Origin of the sequence: Plantibacter sp. MCCC 1A11337, assembly GCF_013349365.1 — a bacterium.
Taxonomy (GTDB): domain Bacteria; phylum Actinomycetota; class Actinomycetes; order Actinomycetales; family Microbacteriaceae; genus Plantibacter; species Plantibacter flavus_A.
In genome coordinates this window covers 508,004-526,760 of sequence record NZ_JABJWX010000002.1, presented here as the reverse complement: position 1 = coordinate 526,760, position 18,757 = coordinate 508,004, and the positions used below count along the sequence as shown (strand labels likewise).

Here is an 18,757-nt window from a genome sequence, read left to right as displayed (position 1 = left end):
CAGCATGGAGGGATGAGCCTGCAGCGAAGCACTCCGTCCGCCCAGCACGTCGACGCCGCCGGGATCGAGGCGTTCATCACGGCCCTCGAGCACACGCCGAACGTCGAACCACACAGCCTGATGCTCTTGCGCGGTGGGAACGTCGTCGCCGAGGGCTGGTGGGCGCCGTACTCGGCTGATCGGGTGCACCTGCTGTACTCGCTGAGCAAGAGCTTCACCTCGACCGCCGTCGGCCTCGCCGTCGAGGAGGGTCTGCTCGGACTCGACGACACGATCATCAGCCACTTCCCGGAGCTCGACGCCGAGATCACCGACCCCCGCAGCCGCGCCATGCGCGTGCGCCACGTGCTCGCGATGGCGAGCGGCCACCGCGAGGAGACGATCATGCGGGCCGCTGCGATCGACCCGACGAACCTCGTCCGCGGCTTCCTGCTTCTCCCTCCCGATGAGGACCCGGGAACCGTCTTCGCGTACAACCAGCCCTGCACGTACACGGCCGCGGCGATCGTCCAGCGCGTCACGGGCGGGACGCTCACCGACTACCTGCGACCGCGGTTGCTCGAGCCGTTGGGTATCGGCGAGTTCGACTGGCAGCGGGACGACGAGGGCTTCGAGCTCGGGTACAGCGGTCTGCACGCGACGACGGAGGCGATCGCCGCGCTCGGTCAGCTCTACCTGCAGGGTGGCGAGTGGGAGGGGCGGCAGCTCCTGCCGGCAGCCTGGGTCGCCGAGGCGACGCGATCGCACATCGCGAACGGCGACGACCCGGAGTCGGACTGGGCGCAGGGGTACGGGTTCCAGTTCTGGATGGCCCGGCACGGGTTCCGTGGCGACGGCGCCTACGGTCAGTACTGCGTCGTCCTGCCGGAGCACGACGTCGTCCTGGCGATCACCGGGCAGAGTCTCGACATGCAGGCCGTGCTGAACGCCGCGTGGGAGCACCTGCTGCCGGCCTTCGGGACGGGCCAGGCCTCCGACGCGGAGCGCGGTGCGAGCGCAACCACCGACCAGGCGTTGCTCGAGCGCCTGGCAGGGCTCGCCCTGCCCCCGCTCGACGCGTCGGACGAGACCGGCTCGGCCGGGTCACTGCGCGAGCTCGCCGGGCGTACGTTCGCGGCGGCCGCCGATACCGGCCTGGCGCAGCTGACGGCGCTCGAGGTGGCGGCGGGCGCAGATGACGACATCGTGCTGGTCGTGCACGAGGGCGACGACCGGGTGGAGATCATCCCTGGCGTCGGCGCATGGCGGACGCACGGTCCGATCACGGCGAGTGCCGCCTGGGGCACCGGCGGCGAGGACGGAGCGCGGGTCCTCCGCGTCGACGCGATCTTCATCGAGACCCCCCACCGCATGCACGTCGAGATCGACCCGGCTGCCGGCACCTTCGACGCCTGGTGGGAGACGGCGCCGCTCCGCACCTCCCGCCTCACCGAGGTGCAGCGGCCGAGCGCGGTCGTCGCAGGCGGGGGCAAGTCGTCCTGGTGAGCTGAGACGGCGGCATACCCCCACTACGCTCTGACCAGCGCCGTCACGACGAGGAGACCGCATGAGAGCCGTACGCATCACCGCGCCGAACGAGGCCACCGTCCTCGACCGACCGGATCCACAGGCCGGACCGGGTGAGGTCCTCATCCGCATCGAACGCGCCGGGCTCTGCGGCACCGATGTCGCGCTGCTGCACGGCACCATGCCGTACCTCGCCGACGGCCGCACCACCCTGCCCCTCCAACCAGGCCACGAGTGGGCCGGCCGGGTGGTCTCCGTGGGCGAGGGTGTCACCACGATCGCACCGGGCGACCTCGTCACCGGTGACACCTTCATCGGGTGCGGCGTCTGCACGCTCTGCGCCACGGGGCGACACCACCTCTGCCCCGACCACCTCGAACTCGGCGTCCTCGGACAACTGGAGGGCGCCCTCGCAGAACTCCTCGTCGTCCCCGAGCGCGCGGTCCATCGCCTCCCGTCCGGCGTCGACGCGGACCTCGGCGCGATGGTCGAGCCCGCCTCCTGCTCACTCCGTGGCGTCCGACTCACGGCGGTGGAGCCCGGCGACCGCGTGCTCGTCTGGGGCGCCGGCACGCTCGCCATGTTCGCGGCGCTCTTCGCCGCGGATTCCGGGGCATCCGTCACCGTCGTAGCCCGCCGCGAGTCCGATCGGGGGTTCGCCGCGGACTTCGGCCTGGCCACGCGCGATCCGGCCGACCTCGGAGACGAGCGCTTCGACGTGATCATCGAGGCGACGGGTTCGGCCGAGGTCACCCGCCGACTCCTCGACAACGCGACCGCCGGCGTCCGTATCGCACTCCTCGGCGTGCCCGGCGGCGACGTGGGGCTGCCCTCAGGCAGACTCATCGCCCTCGACGCCACACTGCACGCCGTGCTCGGCGGATCCGACTGCATCGATGAGGCGGCGCGACGGTTCGCCTCCATGGGTGACACGGTCCGGCGATTGATCGGCACGGTCATCGGCCTGGGCGACGTGCCACGGGTGTTGACCGACGGCCTCCCCCGCGCGGCCGGCGCCGGACCGAAGACGCAGATCCGCTTCTGAGTCGGCTCAGGCGATCGACGCTCGGGCGAGGCGAGCGAGGACGACGACGACCACGAACTGCACCGCGAAGAGGACCGCGGTCAGGATCGTCGCCGTCGCCACGGTGACGCCGCCGTCCATCCCTGAGACGCCGGGGAGGAATCCGATTCCGAACACGATCAGGGCGTCGACGAGGAAGGTCGCCGACACGAGTGCCGCGAGGATGCGGGCGTCGCTGGCTCGGTGCGGGTTCTGATAGATCGTGGTCATGAGTAAAATATATCAAACTTCATACTGAAACAAAAGTATGAGCATTGCAGCGCTCGCGCCGGCGACAACAGCGCCACCGCTCCGCGCTTCCTTTCCACCCGAAATCATGATCGACTCATGTTCATGACTGGCTTCGATTCAGGCTTCCTCGACCTCTCCGAACCACTCACCATCCCCGTTCCAGCCGATCCCACGGCCAAGGCGCGACTCCGGACCCTCGACTACACGCACTTCTCCGTGCTGCTCGACCCCGATCGTCGGCTGGCGGCCGCCACCGCCGTCGACATCGACGGCGCCGCCCTCCTCGACCTCGGGCGCGGGGACGACTGGCACCTCGATGACCGCGTGCCGGTCGAGGAGCAGGCCGGCCCGGAGCTGTACGCCCGCAACGACCTCGACCGCGGCCACCTCGTGCGCCGGAGGGACCCGGTCTGGGGGCCCGTCGAGATCGCCCGGCAGGCCAACGTCGACACCTTCTGCTACACGAACGCCGCACCGCAGGCTGCGGACTTCAACCAGTCACTCGAGCTGTGGAACGGCCTGGAGGACCTCGTCCTCGAGTACGCCTCGGCCGGGCGCCGGCGGCTGTCGGTCTTCACCGGGCCGGTGTTCGCCGACACGGACCCGCTCTACCGAGGCGTGCAGATCCCGCGCCGATTCTGGAAGGTGGCGGCGTGGTCGAACGGCGGAGCGCTCGCGGCGAGCGGCTACCTCCTCGACCAGTCGGCGCAGCTCGACGACATCGACCTCGGCCGGTCCAGTGCGATCGACGACACGCAAGACGCCACCGCCGTCCCCCCACTCGGCCCGTTCCGAACCTTCCAGCTGCCGATCCTCGACCTCGCGAGCCTCACCGGTCTCGATTTCGGGGCCCTCGCCTCCGCCGATGTCCTCGAGCCGGCTCCGGCGACGGTGCGTCCCGACACCGACACCTGGATCGAGCTGAGCGACCCGTCCGACCTGCGGTTCTGAGTCGGGTCCGGTCCCTGAGCTTGTCGGAGGGCAACCCGACCACCTCACCGAACCATCTCCGGTCCCTGAGCTTGTCGAAGGGCGTCGAGCAGACCTCTACCGACGCTCGAGCGCCGCGCCGATGACCCGCAGGCTCTCGATGAGCACGGCCACCTGCTCATGGCTGAGGTCGGCGAGCATCGCGTTCTCGTCGTCCACCAGCCGACGCATCGCCTCGTCGACCCGCTGCTGACCGAGGGTCGTCAGGACGACGATCTTGCTCCGGCCGTCGGCCTCGTTCTTCTGTCGAGCGACGAGTGAGCGTGCCGCCAGGCGGTCGAGCTGACTCGCGAGGTTGCCGCTCGTGATACCCAGTCGGGTGGCGAGCATGGACGGCGTCAGCCCGTCCGCTCCGTGCTGGCGGAGGATGGAGAGGAACTCGAACTCCCACGGCCGCAGGTTGCTCGCGGCGAACGACAGGCGTCGGACCTCTTGCAGGTGCGGCACGAGCCGGCGGAGGCGGGACACCACGTCGAGCGGTGCGAAGTCCACATCGGGCAGCGCGTTCGCCCAGGCGTCGATGACGATGTCGACGTCGTCGTCATCACCCTTCGCCATCACCGGCCTCCCTCACGTCCTGCCTGCTCCAACGCTACCGTGGGCCGCCGCCGATCCAGACGGTGGGCGGTTCCATCCACGCTGTGCTATCGGCGTACCGAGAGCCGTCAGCGGACGGAGAGCGCCGCCAGGCCGTCGACGAGGAGACCGACCCCGAAGGCGAACGCCTGGGCCTGGTCCTCCTGGCCGAGCGGATCCGTCGCACCGTCGGCCAGCACGCCGACGCTGTCGTACTGCATCCGTTGCTGCTCGTGCGACACGTGCCCGAGGACGAAGTGGAGCAGCACCGTGCCCGCACGTCGACTCGTGGCCTCGTCGAAGCCGGCCACCGACACCGCGTCCGTCAGCCGCGTGAGCGCACGTCCGGAACCGAGCCCGAGCGCGTAGGTGCTCGACACCACCTCGGCGCCGTCGCGATAGGCGAGGAGGGCGTCACGCAGCGCCCCCGCCTCCACGCGCGTCCGCTCGCGCCAGTCGGAACCGGCCTCGGACACGGCGTCGACCGGTGCCGGGTGGGCGTCGACGATCCGGTCGGCCAGCTCGGCGATGAGGGTCTGCTTGTTCTCGAAGTGCCAGTACAGCGCACTCGGCTGGACGTCGAGGGACGCGGCGAGGCGGCGCATCGTGAGGTCGGCCAGGCCGTGATCGTCGAGGATCCGCAGCGCCACCTGAGCCACGTCGTCGCGCCGATGGCGACGCACTGTTTCGGGTCCGGACATGAGCACCACTATAGTGAACGATGTTCAGGTGAACACCGTTCAGGTGCGATCCACCCGCCCCGGGCGAACCGACCATCCCGACGAAGGACCCAGCATGCGCAGACTCCGGATCGACGCGACCGACATCGCACGCATCGCCGTGTTCGCCGCCATCGTGGCCGCCCTCGGCCTGCCCGGCGCGTTCTCGGTGCTCGGCGCGGTGCCCATCACGGCGCAGACCCTCGGCGTCATGCTCGCCGGCGCGATCCTCGGCCCGTGGCGAGGCATGCTCTCCATGCTGGTGCTGCTGGCGCTCGTCGCCATCGGCCTCCCGCTCCTGTCCGGCGGTCGCGGCGGGGTCGGCGTCTTCGTCGGACCGAGCGCCGGATACCTCCTCGGCTGGATCGCCGGCGTCTTCGTGATCGGGCTCATCGTGCACGCCGGTGGGCGTCGGCTGCGCTGGTGGCGCACCGCGCTCGGGGTGTTCGTCGGCGGCATCGGCGTCATCTACGCGTTCGGCATCCCGGTGCAGTCGCTCGTCACCCGCCTGCCACTCGGCGAGACCGCCCTGCAGAGCCTCGTCTTCGTGCCCGGCGACCTCGTCAAGGTCGTGCTCGCGACGGTGATCACGATGACCCTCGCCCGCGCCTACCCGCGCGCGTTCCGCAACGCGGCCGGCGCCGGCTCCACGCGGCCCGGCGAGCCCGCCCGGATCGGATGACCGTGCGTCCAGGGCACCTCGTCCCGCTGCGCGGCGGGGCGCCGACCGACCTCGTCCGTCGGGCGCTCGAGGTGCGGGCGTCCGGCGGCGTGCCGTTGCTCGGCGACGATCGATGGAGCGAGTCGTACTGGCGTTCCGTCCGCGACCGCAGCACCGCGGCCGGTCCACAACCGGACCAGGGCTGGGCGACGCTGACCTCCGGCACGACGGGCGAGCCACGGATCGTGCTCCGGACCGCCGCGTCGTGGGCGGACTCCTTCCCGGCCGTGGGAACACTGCTGGATCTCGGTTCGGACGACGTCCTGGCACTGTCGTCGCCGCCTGCGTCGTCACTCTCGCTGTTCTCGATCGCGCATGCGGCCGCCGTCGGTTGCTCGCTCGTCCTCCCGACGACCCACGCACTCACCCCCGACGACGCCCGTGACGCGACCCGGTTCCACGGGACCCCGAACGGCCTCCGGGCGCTCCTCGACGGCGAGGTGCCGCCCCGCCTGCGGGTGGCGTTGATCGGAGGCGCCTCACTCGACCCCGGACTCCGCGCCACCGCGGAGGGCCTCGGCATCCGCGTCGTCTCCTACTACGGTGCCGCCGAACTCTCCTTCGTAGCCGTCGACGACGGTGTCGATCCGGATCGACCCGGCCTCCGCGCGTTCCCCGGTGTCGAGCTCGAGGTCAGGGACGACGACGTCCTGTGGGTCCGATCGCCGTTCGTCGCGACCGGGTACCTCGAGGGCGACGGCCCGCTCCGACGCGACGGCGACTGGTCCACCGTCGGCGACCGGGCGCGGATCGACGACGGAATCGTCACGCTCCTCGGCCGAGCCGACGACGCGATCCTCACGGCCGCGGCGACCGTCATCCCCGCCGACGTCGAGGAAGCCCTGCGCCGACTCGACGAGGTGGACGACGCCGTCGTGCTCGGCTTGCCGAACGCCGGGGTCGGATCGCTCGTGACGGCCGTGTTGGAACTGCACCCGGGCTCGCAGCCGAGCCGCGCGACGCTCCGCGACGCCCTCGAACCGTTGTTGCCGCCGACCCACCGGCCACGACGCTGGTTCGTCGTCGACGAGCTGCCACGCACCGTCACCGGCAAGGCCGCCCGCGCGGAGCTCGCCGACCGACTCGCGGCCGGGACGGTGGCGTCCCTTGACTGAGTCGCACACCCTCCCGCGCATCGTCGCCGCCCGACGGACGCCGATCGCGACGCGCGGGCGCGCTCTCGCCGCGCTCACGGTCGAGCAGCTGGCGGTCCCCGCCGTCCGGGCCGTGCACGACGACGCGACGCACATGCTGGGTCTGCCGCCGGTGGTGGCGGACGTCGTCCTCGGCAACTGCATGGGGCCTGGCGGCAACCCTGCCCGCGTCGCCGCACTCGGAGCGGGCCTCGGCTTCGCCGTGCCAGGGCTCACCGTCGACCGGCAGTGCGGCAGTGGCCTCGCGGCGATCATCGAGGCGTCCACGGCGATCAGCGCCGGCGACGGTCGGCCTCGGATCGCCGGCGGTGTCGAGAGCGCGTCGACCGCGCCGACCCGCTCCGTCGACGGCGTCGCCTATGCACGCGCACCGTTCGCGCCGGCGGGCTGGCACGACCCCGACATGACCAGGGCCGCCGAGGATCTCGCGGAGCACGACGGGATCTCCCGCGAACGCCAGGACGCCTACGCGGCGCGCAGCACGCACCGTGCGGCGAGCGCCGTCGCCGCCGGGCGGTTCACGGACGAGCTCGTCCCGCTGGTCGGGGCGGCCGAGCACGATGAGGCGCCGCGCAGCGGGATCGAGCGGCTCCTCCCCCGGTTCACGCCGCTCTTCAGCGACGGCTCCCTCACCGCAGGCAACACCTGCCGGGTGAGCGACGGTGCCGCCGCGGTGCTCGTCGTGCCCGGCGGACCCGGCGGGCCCGGCGGGCCCGCCCACGGGAGCGCGACGCCCGGTCTCGCCGTCCGGGCGCACGCCGTCGTCGGCTGCGACCCGGCACTCCCAGGGATCGGGGCCGCGCCGGCGATCCTCGACGCCCTCGAACGGGCCGACGTGGACCTCGCGCAGGTCGCCGCGTTCGAGATCGTGGAGGCGTTCGCGGCCCAGACGCTCGCCGTGCTCGACCGGCTCGGTGTCGCCGAGGACGATGAGCGACTCTGCGCCGACGGTGGAGCCCTCGCGCTCGGTCACCCGTGGGGCGCGAGCGGTGCGGTCGCCGTGGTCCGCCTGTTCTCGCGGCTCGTCCGCGGCGGGGCTCCAGCGGGCACGATCGGGGTGGCGGCAGCGTCGGTCGGCGGCGGTCTCGGCGTCGCCGCGGTGTTCGAGGTCGTGCGATGATCGGGGACATCGACCAGTCATCCGCCATCCGTCTCGACCGCGTCACCGCGCGTCTCGGCGACACCGTCGCACTCGACGACGTGACGCTCCACCTCGACGACGCGCGCATCGCGGTCATCGGCGCGAACGGCTCGGGCAAGTCCACCTTCGCCCGGCTCGTCGGCGGCCTGACCCGCGCGACCGCCGGCAGCGTGCAGGTCCACGGGGTCGACGCCGCGAAGGACACGGCGACCCTTCGACGACTCGTCAGCATCGTGTTCAGCAACCCGGACGCGCAGATCGTCATGCCGACGGTGGCGGAGGACGTCGCGTTCTCCCTCCGCGGCACGAAGGCGTCGAAGGCCGACATCGCCGCGCAGGTCGCCGATGCGCTCGACGAGTTCGGCCTGACGGCGCTCGCCGACCGGTCCGCCTACGAACTCTCCGGTGGCCAGAAGCAGCTGTTGGCGCTCTGCGGGGCCGTGATCCGCCGGCCGGCGCTGCTCATCGCCGACGAACCCACCGCCTACCTCGACGCCCGCAACAGCGCCGCCGTCGCCGACCACCTCCTGCGTCCCGAGGCGGGCCATCAGCTCCTCCTCGTCACCCACGATCTGGAGCTCGCCGCCCGCTGCGACACCGCGCTGCTCTTCGACGGCGGGCGGGTCGTCGCGCAGGGCGCACCGGACGACGTGATCGCGGCCTACCGCGCGAGTCTGCGGTCGTGACGGCGTGATCACCCTCTACCGCCCCGGCTCCGGCTGGCTCCATCGCGCGCCGGCCGGCCCGAAGGCGCTCGGCATCCTCGTCGTGGTGCTCGCGATCTCGCTCCTACCGACGAGCTGGTGGACCGCGGGCATCGCCACCACGGTGACCGTCATCGCCTACCTCGTCCCGGGTCTCGGCCTCGGCGAGCTCGGACGGCAGCTCCTGCTCATCCGCTGGATCATCACGATCACGGTGGCCGGCCAACTGCTGTTCCTCGACGTCGAGTCCGCCGTGTCGAACACGTCCCGCATCGTCGCCGCCATCCTGCTCGCGGCGCTCCTCGTGCTGAGCACGCGCGTCGCCGACCTGCTCGACGCCTTCGAGCGCGTCCTCAAGCCCCTGGGTCGCTTCGGTGTCGACCCCTCGCGCATCGCCCTGATGCTCGCCGTCGCGATCAACACGGTGCCGGTCCTCGCCCGCCAGGCCACGAGCGTCCGGGAGGCGCAGCGTGCGCGCGGGGCGGGGTCGAACCTGGTGACCTTCGTCGTGCCGTTCCTCGTGGTGTCGCTGAAGCACGCCGACGAACTCGGTGAGGCCCTCACCGCCCGGGGCGTCCGATGAGCGGCGGCGGCGACACCGTGCACGTCCTCGGGAAGACGGTCGACGACGAGACGCGCTGCGTCCACTACGCGACCACGCTCGACGTCATCGCGATCCGCTTCGCCTGCTGCGGCGAGTACTACCCGTGCCACCTGTGCCACGCGGAGTGCGCCGACCACCCGGCCGAGCAGTGGCCGCGCGAGCAGCGCGACCGCGAGGCGATCCTGTGCGGCGTGTGCTCGGCGGAGTTGACGACCGAGCGATACCTGGAGGTCGACGCCTGCCCGAACTGCGACGCCCGGTTCAATCCGGGCTGCCGCCTGCATTCGGCGTACTACTTCCAGCCGTGACCGCACGCCGGTAGACCCGGTTGCGGGCGGCGAGGATCGCGGCACCGATGGCGGCGGCGATGAGCGAGCCGGCGAGCACACCGACCTTGACGTGGTCGTCGGACTCGCTGCCGACACCGAAGGACAGTTCACCGACGAGCAGCGACACCGTGAATCCGATGCCCGCGACGAACGCCATGCCGACGAGGTCGACCCAACGGATCGACGGGTCGAGGCCGAGGCCGGGCAGTCGGGTGACGAAGAACGTCGTCACCAGGATGCCGATCGGCTTGCCGAGGACGAGTCCGGCGATGATCCCGAGTGCGATGGTGTCCTGGAAGGACTCGACGAGCCCGGAGATCCCGCCGATGACCACGCCCGCGGAGAAGAAGGCGAAGATCGGGACGGCGACCGCCGTGGACACGACACTCCAGCGGTCGGCGAAGTGCGCGGCGAGCCCGTCGTAGACCGGGCGCCCCTCGGCGGTGGTCCCCACCCGGACGCGGGCGCGCTTCGTCGCGAAGACGGGCACCATGAAGCCGAGCAGCACGCCGGCGACGGTCGCGTGGATACCGGACGCGTGGATGAGCGCCCAGGTGCACAGACCGAGCGGGATGAGCACCCACCAGGCGCGGACGCCGCGCTGGACGAGCACGGCGAAGATGGCGAGCGGCACCGCGGCGAGCGCCAGCGGCAGGAACTCGATGTGGTCGGTGTAGAAGATCGCGATGATGCTGATGGCGATGAGGTCGTCCACCACGGCGAGCGTGAGCAGGAAGGTGCGCAGTGCCGGCGGCAGGAACTTGCCGACCACCGCGATCACCGCGACGGCGAACGCGATGTCCGTGGCGGCGGGGATCGCCCATCCCTGCAGCGCGTCGGGCCCGGCGCTCAGGTTCACGAGGACGTAGATGACGGCGGGCACGGCCACGCCGCCGACCGCAGCGGCGATGGGGAGCGCCGCGGTCTTGGGGTTCCGGAGCTTTCCGGCGACGAACTCCTCCTTGAGTTCCAGGCCGACGACGAAGAAGAAGATCGCGAGGAGCCCGTCGGCCGCCCAGGCACCGATGGAGAGGTTCAGATGGAGCGCCTCCGGACCGAAGGTGACGTCGCGGACGCTCAGGTAGAACTCGGAGGCACCGGTGTTGGCGAGCACGAGCGCGAGTGCGGTTGCGACGACGAGGAGGGCACCACCGACGGTGTCCTGTTGGAGCGTCTGGTGGATGCCACGCCAGATCGAGTGCGGGGCCTGGTCGGCCGGCAGGTCGTGGGAGCGGTGAGCGTCGGGCATACGGATCCTTCGGGGGAGGGTTCGGTCGAGCAGCAGAGCGATCCCGATCGACCGCCCGCCGACCAGACTTCCCGGCGCACCAGCCTCCAGTCTAGGCGACCGGGCACGCGAGCGGGCGGGAACCGTGCGCGGGCGGCCCGCGGAGTGCTTGGATGCATCCATGAGCTCCTCACCACCGACCGGCGGCCACCCGGACGAACCGCACCGCGGTGACCTCGCGGGCCGCTTGAACTGGCTCCGTGCGGGTGTGCTCGGCGCGAACGACGGCATCGTCTCCGTCGCGTCCCTCGTCGTCGGTGTCGCCGGTGCCACGACCGACAGCGCCCCACTCCTCGCCGCGGGTGTCGCCGGGCTCGTCGGTGGTGCGATCTCCATGGCACTCGGCGAGTACGTGTCGGTGAGCAGCCAGCGGGACAGTCAGCGAGCCCTCATCGCGAAGGAGCGGCGAGAGCTCTCCGACGACCCCGAGGCGGAGCTCGCGGAACTCGCCGGGATCTACGAGGCGAAGGGGCTCCGGCCGACGACCGCGAGGCGGGTCGCCGAGGAGCTGACCGCACACGATCCGCTCACGGCGCACCTCGAGGCCGAACTCGGCATCACGGAGGACGCCGTCGTCAGCCCATGGGCGGCCGCCGGCGCATCGGCGCTCGCGTTCACGATCGGGGCGCTGCTCCCCCTGCTCGCGATCCTGCTGCCGCCGCCCGAAGTGCGCGTCCCGATCACCTTCATCGTCGTGCTCATCGCGCTGGCGCTCACCGGCTTCACGAGCGCGAGGATCGGCGGCAACCCCGTGCTGCGCCCGACCGTCCGTGTCGTGGTCGGTGGAGCGCTCGCCCTCGCCGTCACCTTCGCGATCGGCACCCTGCTCGGCACGAGCGGCGTGGTCTGATGGCCAGGGTCCCGGTCGTCGACGACGATCCGACGACGGGCGCACTGGCACAGCGCGGTCCGGGGATTTCTCTGGGAGTCTGCTGGAGCCCTGCCCGGGCGTGGAGCTCCCGGGTGTAGAAGTGAAGGGCGTCCACCCGGTCGCCCTGTCGGATTCGATCAGTGCGGATCGACAGCCCGAAGAACATGTGAGGAGCACCATATGAGCGCAGGAGACAAGATCAAGAACGCCGCCGAAGACCTCGCGGGCAAGGCCAAAGAGGCCGTCGGCAAGGCGACAGACAACGACAAGCTCATCGCGGAGGGCAAGGCCGACCAGGCCAAGTCCGACGTGAAGCAGGCCGGTGAGAACGTGAAGGACGCGTTCAAGAACTGACCTCCCGATCACACGGACGCCGGTGACCCGCTCGGGTCACCGGCGTCCGTCTGTCCTCCCCCGGTCCCTGAGCCTGTCGAAGGGCCCACGAGGAGACCTCGCCAATCCGGCACCCTTCCTCCGGTCCCTGAGCCTGTCGAAGGGCACACAACGAGACTTCCCACAACCGAGACGACTCACCATCTGGAATGTCAGTGGTCCATGGTGGACTGGTTCCATGACCGAGACCACCGCCTCCGCAGTTCGAGCTGGCGACGAGTACGCCGCGCAGCTCGCGGAGTTCTCGGACCAGTACGCGGACATCCAGCGGCGTCGCGCCAACCTGGACGCTGAAGAGGCCCGCCTCCTCGCCCGCTCAGCGGCCTACGCGGACGCCTACGCCGACTCGGTCGTCCCGACGACCTTCCCTCCGGCCGAGCGCCTGGCGCTCTCGCGCCGCTCCACGTGTGCAGCCCTCGCGATGGCGACGCGCACCCCCGGGCAGACCGTCCAGCGAGCGATCAATGACGCCGAGCGCCTGGTGAACGAAGCGCCGGCCGTGCTCGAATCCCTCGAAGCCGGTCGCATCTCGGCGCGGCACGCGCAGACGATCATCGACCAACTCTGTGACGTCCCGGTAGCCGGGCGGGCTGCGTTCCTCGCAGAAGTCCTGCCAGTCGCGGAGGAGTCCACGAACGCGAACCTCCGCAGGCGCGCCCGAGTGCTCCGCGAGCGCCTCCACCCCGAGTCCATCACGGCTCGCGCAACCCGCTCAGAGTCCGACCGCCGCGTCGAGTTCGAGCCCGCGGCCGACGGAATGGCGTGGGTGCACTTGTTCACGACGGCGCCGATCGCGCAGGGCATCGCCGAACGGATCGAGGCAGCCGCGGCGGTGTCGCGCGCTGCGGGCGACACCCGCACCTGCGCACAACTGCAGGCGGACGCACTCGCGGCGCTCGCCCTCATCGGTGTCACGCCGGAAGATGTCATGTCGAGCCCGGTGCTCCCGCACCCGATCGAAGTGCAGGAGCACATCGTCCCCACGGTGCAGATCACGGTCCCGGCGCTCAGCATGGCCGGTGTCTCTGACGCCCCGGCAACCCTGGACGGCTACGGGCCAATCGATCCCGAGACCGCCGCGCGCATCGCGGTGAACGCACCGAGCTTCACCCGGATCCTCGTCCAAGCCGAGACCGGTTCGGTCTTGTCGGTCGGGCGGAATCAGTACCGCGTTCCGGCCGACCTGCAACGCGCGGTGCGGCTTCGGGACGGCACCTGTCGCGCACCGGGCTGTGGGAGGCGCGCCAGAGCGTGCGACCTCGATCATTCGATCGCGTGGGAGGACGGCGGGACGACGGATGTCGGGAACCTCGCCTGTCTCTGTCGACATCACCACCGGATGAAGCACCTGCCCGGTTGGAACCTCCAACACGCACCCGGCGGCGTCCTCGACTGGACGACACCCGACGGGAAACACCACCGGACAGAACCCGATCCCGCACCGTTTTGACCAGCTCCGGTCCCTGAGCCTGTCGAAGGGTTCCTTTTGGACACTTCGACAAGCTCAGTGACCGGGAGACGTGTGCCCGGAACGACGAGGGTTCTTCCTGGGCACTTCGACAGGCTCAGTGACCGGGAGAGGTCCGCCCGGAACCATGGGGCATGCTCGTGGGCACTTCGACAGGCTCAGTGACCGGGAGACGTGACTCCGGAACGACTCGGTCCCTGAGCCTGTCGCAGGGCACTCAGGCCCGCAGGACAGCTAGTCCTTGATGAGCAGGATCGGGTCGCCGTCGAAGGAGTCGTAGGGGTTCGGGTCGGTGAAACCGCCGTCGTACATGAGGCCGGCCGGAGCCTTGCCACCGGCGGGAGCCGCCGCGACGTAGCACTGCGTGATCGGCTCGCCGCCATCGAACTCCTCGGTGAACGACTCGGATCCGCACTCGTCCCAACCGATGAGCGTGGCCTCCTGGACCTTCTCGCCATCGGCGTCGACGGGTGCGAAGGAGGTCGCGTCGCTGTTGAACGCCACCGGGTCGCCCGACACCTTGGTCATCTCGAGCCGGATGAGCGTGATGTCGTAGCCGTCGAGTTCCCCGCCGTCGAACTGCGTCTTGAGGAACGCCACCTGGTCGGCGGTCGCGGGGGTGACCTCGGTCAGCTTCGCGCTGATGAGCGCGGTGACGCCGTCGGTGCCCTGCGACTCGTAGACGATCGGCTCATCGATCCCGACCTGCGCTCCAGGCTCGGTGACCTCACCATCGGCCGATCCGGTCGAGGTCGGCTTCGACGTCGCGGACGATGAAGCCTTCTCCGTCGGCTTCGCGTCGGGGGCCGACGGCGTGGAGCATCCCGCCAGCACGAGCATGGCTGCGACAGGGAGCGTGATCAGGGCGGTGACTCGGGAGAGCTGCATCGGGATTCCTTCCGGCGGCGGACTCCTGCAGTCTGTCCCGCGCGCCGAGGCCGCGCGATGGGGACAACTCCCCACCGGGACGGCCCGCCTCCGGCCGTCGGGTTCCAGCAGGATCCCCCGCGCCCTCTCAGGAATCTCTCTGCTCGCGTTCATCCGAGCGGCGGACGATGAGACGACGCGCCAGGTTGTCGCGTCCGAGGGGAACCCATGACTGCGACGATCACCGTCCCGACCGCGCCCTCGCGCCGTCGGTGGGACGCCCTCCACACCCTCCTCGGCGGCCGCGCCGTGCCCTGGGTGGTCGGCCTGTTGGCCACCCTCGTCTCGCTCATCGGCATCGGTACGCCGTCGTACTGGGGCGATGAGGCGGCGAGCGTCCTCGCCGCCGAACGTCCACTCCCCGTCATGTTCGGGATGATCGGCCACATCGACGCCGTCCACGGCCTGTACTACGCGTTCCTGCACGTCTGGACCGGAGCCTTCGGTACCGCCGAGGCCGTGACGCGGTTCCCGAGTGCGGTCGGGGTCGGACTGGCCGCGGCCGGCACGGTCGTGCTCGCGAGGGCGCTCTTCACCCCGGCGATCGGCATCACGGCCGGCCTCGTGTTCGCCGTGATCCCCCAGGTCACGAGGATGGGCGCCGAAACGCGTTCCTACGCGCTGGGCATGGCTGCGGTCGTGTGGCTGACGGTGTGGTTCGTGTCACTCGTGCGTCGCCGGTCCACATCACGCCGCAGCTGGGCCCTCTTCGCCGTCGCGAGCGCCGCCTCGATGTACCTGTTCCTGTACCTCGCGATGCTCCTCCTCGTGCACGCCACCTGGATGGTGCTCCAACGCCCCGGGCGGCGGGTGATGCGAGCCTGGGGCTGGTCCCTCGTCGGGGCTCTGGTCCTCGGCGCTCCGATCGTGATCGCGGGCATCGCGCAGCGCGAGCAGATCGCGTTCCTGGGCAGACGGGACTACGCGACGCCGGAATCGGTGCTCGTCGGCCAGTGGTTCCAGACGCCGGCCTTCGCCGTGCTCGCGTGGCTGCTGATCGTGCTCGCTCCCATCGGGGTGCTCGTGGTCCGCCGATCCTCCCGACAGCGTCGCGCACTGGCGATGATCGCCGTCTGGGCCCTCGCACCGACGGCGCTGCTCATCATCGGCAACACCCTCGTGACGCCGATGTACAACCTGCGCTACGTCACCTTCTGCGTCCCGGCCGTCGCGATCATGATGGCGCTCGGACTCCGGACGCTCGTCGACGTCCTGCCGAAGCGGGTCGACCGCATGGTGGCGACCGCGGCCGGTGTCGCGCTCGTACTGGCGCTCGCGACCCCGGTCCTCGTGGAACAGCGTGGCCCGTTCGCGAAGGACGACGGCAGCGACCTCCGGCAGACCGCGGAGGTCGTCCAGGCCCACGCCTCGCCGGGCGACGCGGTCGTCTTCGACCAGTCGGTGAAGCCCTCGCGCAAGTCGCGGCTCGCGATCGACCTCTACCCGCAGGCCTTCGCCGGCCTCGACGATGTGGCGCTCGAGACGAGCTACCGCGACCGCCCCGAGCTCTGGGACCTTGCCGCGCCGCTGGCGGACATCCACGACCGGCTCATCGGCCACGACACCGTCTGGGTCGTCGAAGGGTCGAGCACCTCCCCGGACGTGGCGGATCTGGAGGCCCTCGGCTACCGCGTCGAGCAGCGCATCCCCGTCAACCGCAGCATCGTCTTCGAGCTGGTCAGGTCGTGATGCAGTGGTGATCCGGCCCCTCCCGAACCCGCGCGCGCTGCTCCGGCGCCCGATCGTCCGCGAGGTCGCCGCCTTCGGCCTCGTCGGCGGCGTCGGCTTCCTCGTCGACGTCGGGGTCTTCAACCTCCTCGCGTACACCGTGTTCCTCCACACCGGCACCTCCGGGCTGCTCGTGGCGAAGGGTGTCTCCACGACGCTCGCCATCGTGGCCAACTGGGTGGGCAACCGGCTCCTCACCTTCCGCGCCCATCGGCGCTCGGACGTCGCCCGCGAAGCGCTCGAGTTCGGCATCGTGAGCCTCGCGGGAGGCGCGATCGCACTGGGCTGCCTCTGGGTCTCCCACGACGCACTGCACCTGACGACACCGTTGGCGGACAACGTGTCTGCGAACATCGTCGGCCTGGCCCTCGGCTCCGCGTTCCGCTTCGTGCTGTATCGCTTCTGGGTGTACGGGCCACGGGCGGAGCGGACCGGGTCGATCCCGGTGCGCGTGGACCCGTGAGGTCGTCCGGTCAGCGACTCGCGTTGTGCCGGGAGACCGCGTCGCTGACCCAGGAGAACTCGTCGACGAACCGCGAGAGGAGTCGGGCGAGCTCCACGCGATCGTGTTCGCTCCACTTGCCGACGAGCGTGTTGTAGACCTGCTGGGCCGCCTGCCGGTGCCGCTCGAGAGCCGTGCGTCCCTCCTCCGTGGCGCTGACGAGCACCGCTCGGCGGTCGCTCGGATCCGTCTCCCGGACGACGAGACCGCCCTCCTCGAGACGACGGACCTCGGCCGTCGCGGTCGACTTGTCCACGTCCATCCAGCCCGCGACCGTCGACATGCGGATCGGGCCGGCGGTGATCACGTACTCGAGGAGCCACGCGTCCGTGCCGGTCAGGGCTGCGCCTTCGGCGTCGTGCAGGGAACGCCGGTTGTCGGCCCGGGTGGACCACCGGAGCACGGACGCGAGCGACGCCTGGATGACGGCGCCGGCGTCGGCTGGGTCGACCTCATCGCTCATAGCTGAATTCTTCCTGAATACCTGCGTTCGGGTGTTGGTTCGACCATACCAACTATATAGTGGGACGGCACCAACTAAACGTCACCCGTCCCCCACCTCGAGCGCTGCGGAGAATACAGCCCATGGAAATCCCCGGATACGTCTGGCTGCTGACGATCGTCGGCATCCTGGCCCTCCTCGCCTTCGACTTCATCTTCCACGTACGCAAGGCCCACGAGCCGACGCTGCCGGAAGCCGCGAAGTGGTCGGCCCTCTACGTCGGTTTCGCCCTCATCTTCGGCGTCGGCGTCCTCATCTTCGGCGGCGGGACGCTCGGGTCCGAGTACTTCGCCGGCTACATCACGGAGAAGGCCCTGTCGGTCGACAACCTCTTCGTCTTCCTCATCATCATGTCGAGCTTCCGCGTGCCGCGTGCCGACCAGCAGAAGGTGCTGCTCTTCGGCATCGTCTTCGCGCTCATCGCCCGCACCGGGTTCATCTTCCTCGGCGCCGCCGCGGTCAACGCGTGGTCCTGGCTGTTCTACATCTTCGGCGCGTTCCTCATCTTCACCGCCGTCAAGCTGCTCCGTCCGGAGGAGGAGAACGAGGACGAGGCGAACAACTTCGTCATCCGACTCGCCAAGCGCCTCTTCAAGACGACCGACCGCTACGACGGCGACAAGCTCGTCACGATCGAGAACGGCAAGAAGGTCCTCACCCCGATGCTGCTCGTCATGGTCGCCATCGGCGGCACCGACCTGCTCTTCGCGCTCGACTCGATCCCCGCGATCTTCGGCCTCACGCAGAACGCGTACATCGTCTTCACGGCGACCGCGTTCTCGCTCCTCGGCCTCCGTCAGCTCTACTTCCTCATCGACGGCCTGCTCGACCGCCTCATCTTCCTCAGCTACGGCCTGGCGGCGATCCTCGGTTTCATCGGTGTGAAGCTCGTCCTGCACGCGCTGCACGAGAACACCCTGCCGTTCATCAACGGCGGTGAGCACGTCCCGGTCTTCGAGATCGAGACGGGCCTCTCGCTCGCGGTCATCGTCGGCATCCTCCTCGTGACGGTCCTGCTGTCGCTCCTCAGCCCGGCGGGCCGTGCCCACACGATCATCAGCGACGCCCGCAGCCAGGCCAAGAAGATCGTGCTCCACGCGGACTCCCCCGAGGACATCCCGGTCGGCCACCACGTGGACGAGGTCGAGCTCGAGACGAGCTACACCCGCATGGTCGAGCGCCAGAAGTCCTTCGCCAACCTGAAGCCCAAGCACCAGGCGAAGGCGGCCGACGACGAGGAGCTCCAGCGGCTGCTCGCCCGAGCCCACGAGCTGCAGGCCAAGGGCTCCGACTCACGCGGCCTGCTCTGAACGGACCGG

At 70.4% G+C, this 18,757-nt stretch carries 21 protein-coding genes; 15 read left to right on the top strand and 6 right to left on the bottom strand.

Going from position 1 to position 18,757, the window contains the following annotated elements; genetic code table 11:
• The first annotated feature begins 12 nt into the window (after positions 1–12).
• Positions 13–1,485 (top strand): serine hydrolase, encoded by a 1,473-nt coding sequence (locus HOW07_RS09850; RefSeq protein ID WP_175116805.1) that lies wholly within the window; start codon positions 13–15, stop codon positions 1,483–1,485.
• A gap of 61 nt (positions 1,486–1,546) precedes the next feature.
• Positions 1,547–2,551: a zinc-binding dehydrogenase gene (locus HOW07_RS09845; protein WP_175116804.1), complete on the top strand. Its 1,005-nt coding sequence runs from the start codon at positions 1,547–1,549 to the stop codon at positions 2,549–2,551.
• A 6-nt stretch (positions 2,552–2,557) separates the two neighbouring features.
• On the opposite strand, the gene HOW07_RS09840 is transcribed toward HOW07_RS09845, so the two are convergent.
• Positions 2,558–2,800, bottom strand: coding sequence for a hypothetical protein (locus HOW07_RS09840; protein WP_064295884.1), 243 nt, complete (start codon positions 2,798–2,800; stop codon positions 2,558–2,560).
• A 123-nt stretch (positions 2,801–2,923) separates the two neighbouring features.
• On the opposite strand from HOW07_RS09840, the gene HOW07_RS09835 reads away from it, so the two are divergent.
• Positions 2,924–3,772, top strand: a complete 849-nt coding sequence (locus tag HOW07_RS09835; RefSeq protein WP_121289301.1) for a DNA/RNA non-specific endonuclease — start codon at positions 2,924–2,926, stop codon at positions 3,770–3,772.
• 96 nt (positions 3,773–3,868) lie between these two features.
• Here HOW07_RS09835 and HOW07_RS09830 read toward each other — a convergent pair whose 3' ends face one another.
• Positions 3,869–4,369, bottom strand: a complete 501-nt coding sequence (locus HOW07_RS09830) for a MarR family winged helix-turn-helix transcriptional regulator (RefSeq protein ID WP_071261330.1) — start codon at positions 4,367–4,369, stop codon at positions 3,869–3,871.
• 107 nt (positions 4,370–4,476) lie between these two features.
• A complete protein-coding gene (locus tag HOW07_RS09825; RefSeq protein WP_121289158.1) occupies positions 4,477–5,088 on the bottom strand; it encodes a TetR/AcrR family transcriptional regulator C-terminal domain-containing protein in 612 nt (203 codons plus the stop codon).
• Between the two features lie 94 nt (positions 5,089–5,182).
• On the opposite strand from HOW07_RS09825, the gene HOW07_RS09820 reads away from it, so the two are divergent.
• From HOW07_RS09820 to HOW07_RS09795, 6 genes are read left to right on the top strand one after another with little or no spacing between them, the layout of a single operon-like run.
• Positions 5,183–5,788, top strand: coding sequence for a biotin transporter BioY (locus tag HOW07_RS09820; RefSeq protein ID WP_175116803.1), 606 nt, complete (start codon positions 5,183–5,185; stop codon positions 5,786–5,788).
• On the top strand, positions 5,785–6,942 hold the full coding sequence (locus HOW07_RS09815; protein ID WP_175116802.1) for a class I adenylate-forming enzyme family protein: 1,158 nt from the start codon (positions 5,785–5,787) through the stop codon (positions 6,940–6,942). Before HOW07_RS09820 ends, HOW07_RS09815 begins: the two co-directional genes overlap by 4 nt.
• A complete protein-coding gene (locus HOW07_RS09810) occupies positions 6,935–8,101 on the top strand; it encodes a thiolase family protein (protein ID WP_175116801.1) in 1,167 nt (388 codons plus the stop codon). Before HOW07_RS09815 ends, HOW07_RS09810 begins: the two co-directional genes overlap by 8 nt.
• A complete protein-coding gene (locus tag HOW07_RS09805) occupies positions 8,098–8,808 on the top strand; it encodes an energy-coupling factor ABC transporter ATP-binding protein (protein ID WP_175116800.1) in 711 nt (236 codons plus the stop codon). The genes HOW07_RS09810 and HOW07_RS09805 overlap by 4 nt, the downstream gene beginning before the upstream one ends.
• 4 nt (positions 8,809–8,812) lie before the next feature.
• Positions 8,813–9,409: an energy-coupling factor transporter transmembrane protein EcfT gene (locus tag HOW07_RS09800; protein WP_175116799.1), complete on the top strand. Its 597-nt coding sequence runs from the start codon at positions 8,813–8,815 to the stop codon at positions 9,407–9,409.
• On the top strand, positions 9,406–9,738 hold the full coding sequence (locus tag HOW07_RS09795) for a CHY zinc finger protein (RefSeq protein WP_175116798.1): 333 nt from the start codon (positions 9,406–9,408) through the stop codon (positions 9,736–9,738). Before HOW07_RS09800 ends, HOW07_RS09795 begins: the two co-directional genes overlap by 4 nt.
• Here HOW07_RS09795 and nhaA read toward each other — a convergent pair.
• Positions 9,692–11,008 carry a Na+/H+ antiporter NhaA gene (gene nhaA / locus HOW07_RS09790; protein ID WP_175116797.1) on the bottom strand — a complete coding sequence of 439 codons (1,317 nt, stop codon included), beginning with the start codon at positions 11,006–11,008 and terminating at the stop codon, positions 9,692–9,694. The genes HOW07_RS09795 and nhaA overlap by 47 nt on opposite strands.
• A 160-nt stretch (positions 11,009–11,168) precedes the next feature.
• Between nhaA and HOW07_RS09785 the strand changes: the two genes are divergently transcribed.
• The 3 genes from HOW07_RS09785 (at position 11,169) to HOW07_RS09775 (ending at position 13,761) form a co-directional block, all read left to right on the top strand.
• The gene (locus HOW07_RS09785) at positions 11,169–11,897 is read left to right on the top strand and encodes a VIT family protein (RefSeq protein WP_121289144.1); all 729 of its coding nucleotides are present in this window, start codon (positions 11,169–11,171) and stop codon (positions 11,895–11,897) included.
• 201 nt (positions 11,898–12,098) lie between these two features.
• Positions 12,099–12,272 (top strand): CsbD family protein, encoded by a 174-nt coding sequence (locus HOW07_RS09780; protein WP_064295874.1) that lies wholly within the window; start codon positions 12,099–12,101, stop codon positions 12,270–12,272.
• Between the two features lie 217 nt (positions 12,273–12,489).
• Positions 12,490–13,761: an HNH endonuclease signature motif containing protein gene (locus HOW07_RS09775; RefSeq protein WP_175116796.1), complete on the top strand. Its 1,272-nt coding sequence runs from the start codon at positions 12,490–12,492 to the stop codon at positions 13,759–13,761.
• A gap of 252 nt (positions 13,762–14,013) precedes the next feature.
• Here HOW07_RS09775 and HOW07_RS09770 read toward each other — a convergent pair whose 3' ends face one another.
• A complete protein-coding gene (locus HOW07_RS09770) occupies positions 14,014–14,667 on the bottom strand; it encodes a hypothetical protein (protein WP_064295872.1) in 654 nt (217 codons plus the stop codon).
• Between the two features lie 207 nt (positions 14,668–14,874).
• Between HOW07_RS09770 and HOW07_RS19420 the strand changes: the two genes are divergently transcribed.
• Entirely contained in the window at positions 14,875–16,395 is a 1,521-nt protein-coding gene (locus tag HOW07_RS19420) for a glycosyltransferase family 39 protein (protein ID WP_254628272.1), read from the top strand.
• Between the two features lie 7 nt (positions 16,396–16,402).
• Positions 16,403–16,897: a GtrA family protein gene (locus HOW07_RS19415; RefSeq protein WP_285038666.1), complete on the top strand. Its 495-nt coding sequence runs from the start codon at positions 16,403–16,405 to the stop codon at positions 16,895–16,897.
• A 10-nt stretch (positions 16,898–16,907) separates the two neighbouring features.
• On the opposite strand, the gene HOW07_RS19655 is transcribed toward HOW07_RS19415, so the two are convergent.
• Positions 16,908–17,399, bottom strand: coding sequence for a MarR family winged helix-turn-helix transcriptional regulator (locus HOW07_RS19655; protein WP_064295869.1), 492 nt, complete (start codon positions 17,397–17,399; stop codon positions 16,908–16,910).
• Between the two features lie 122 nt (positions 17,400–17,521).
• Between HOW07_RS19655 and HOW07_RS09755 the strand changes: the two genes are divergently transcribed.
• Positions 17,522–18,748 carry a TerC family protein gene (locus HOW07_RS09755; RefSeq protein WP_064295868.1) on the top strand — a complete coding sequence of 409 codons (1,227 nt, stop codon included), beginning with the start codon at positions 17,522–17,524 and terminating at the stop codon, positions 18,746–18,748.
• Positions 18,749–18,757 lie beyond the last annotated feature (9 nt).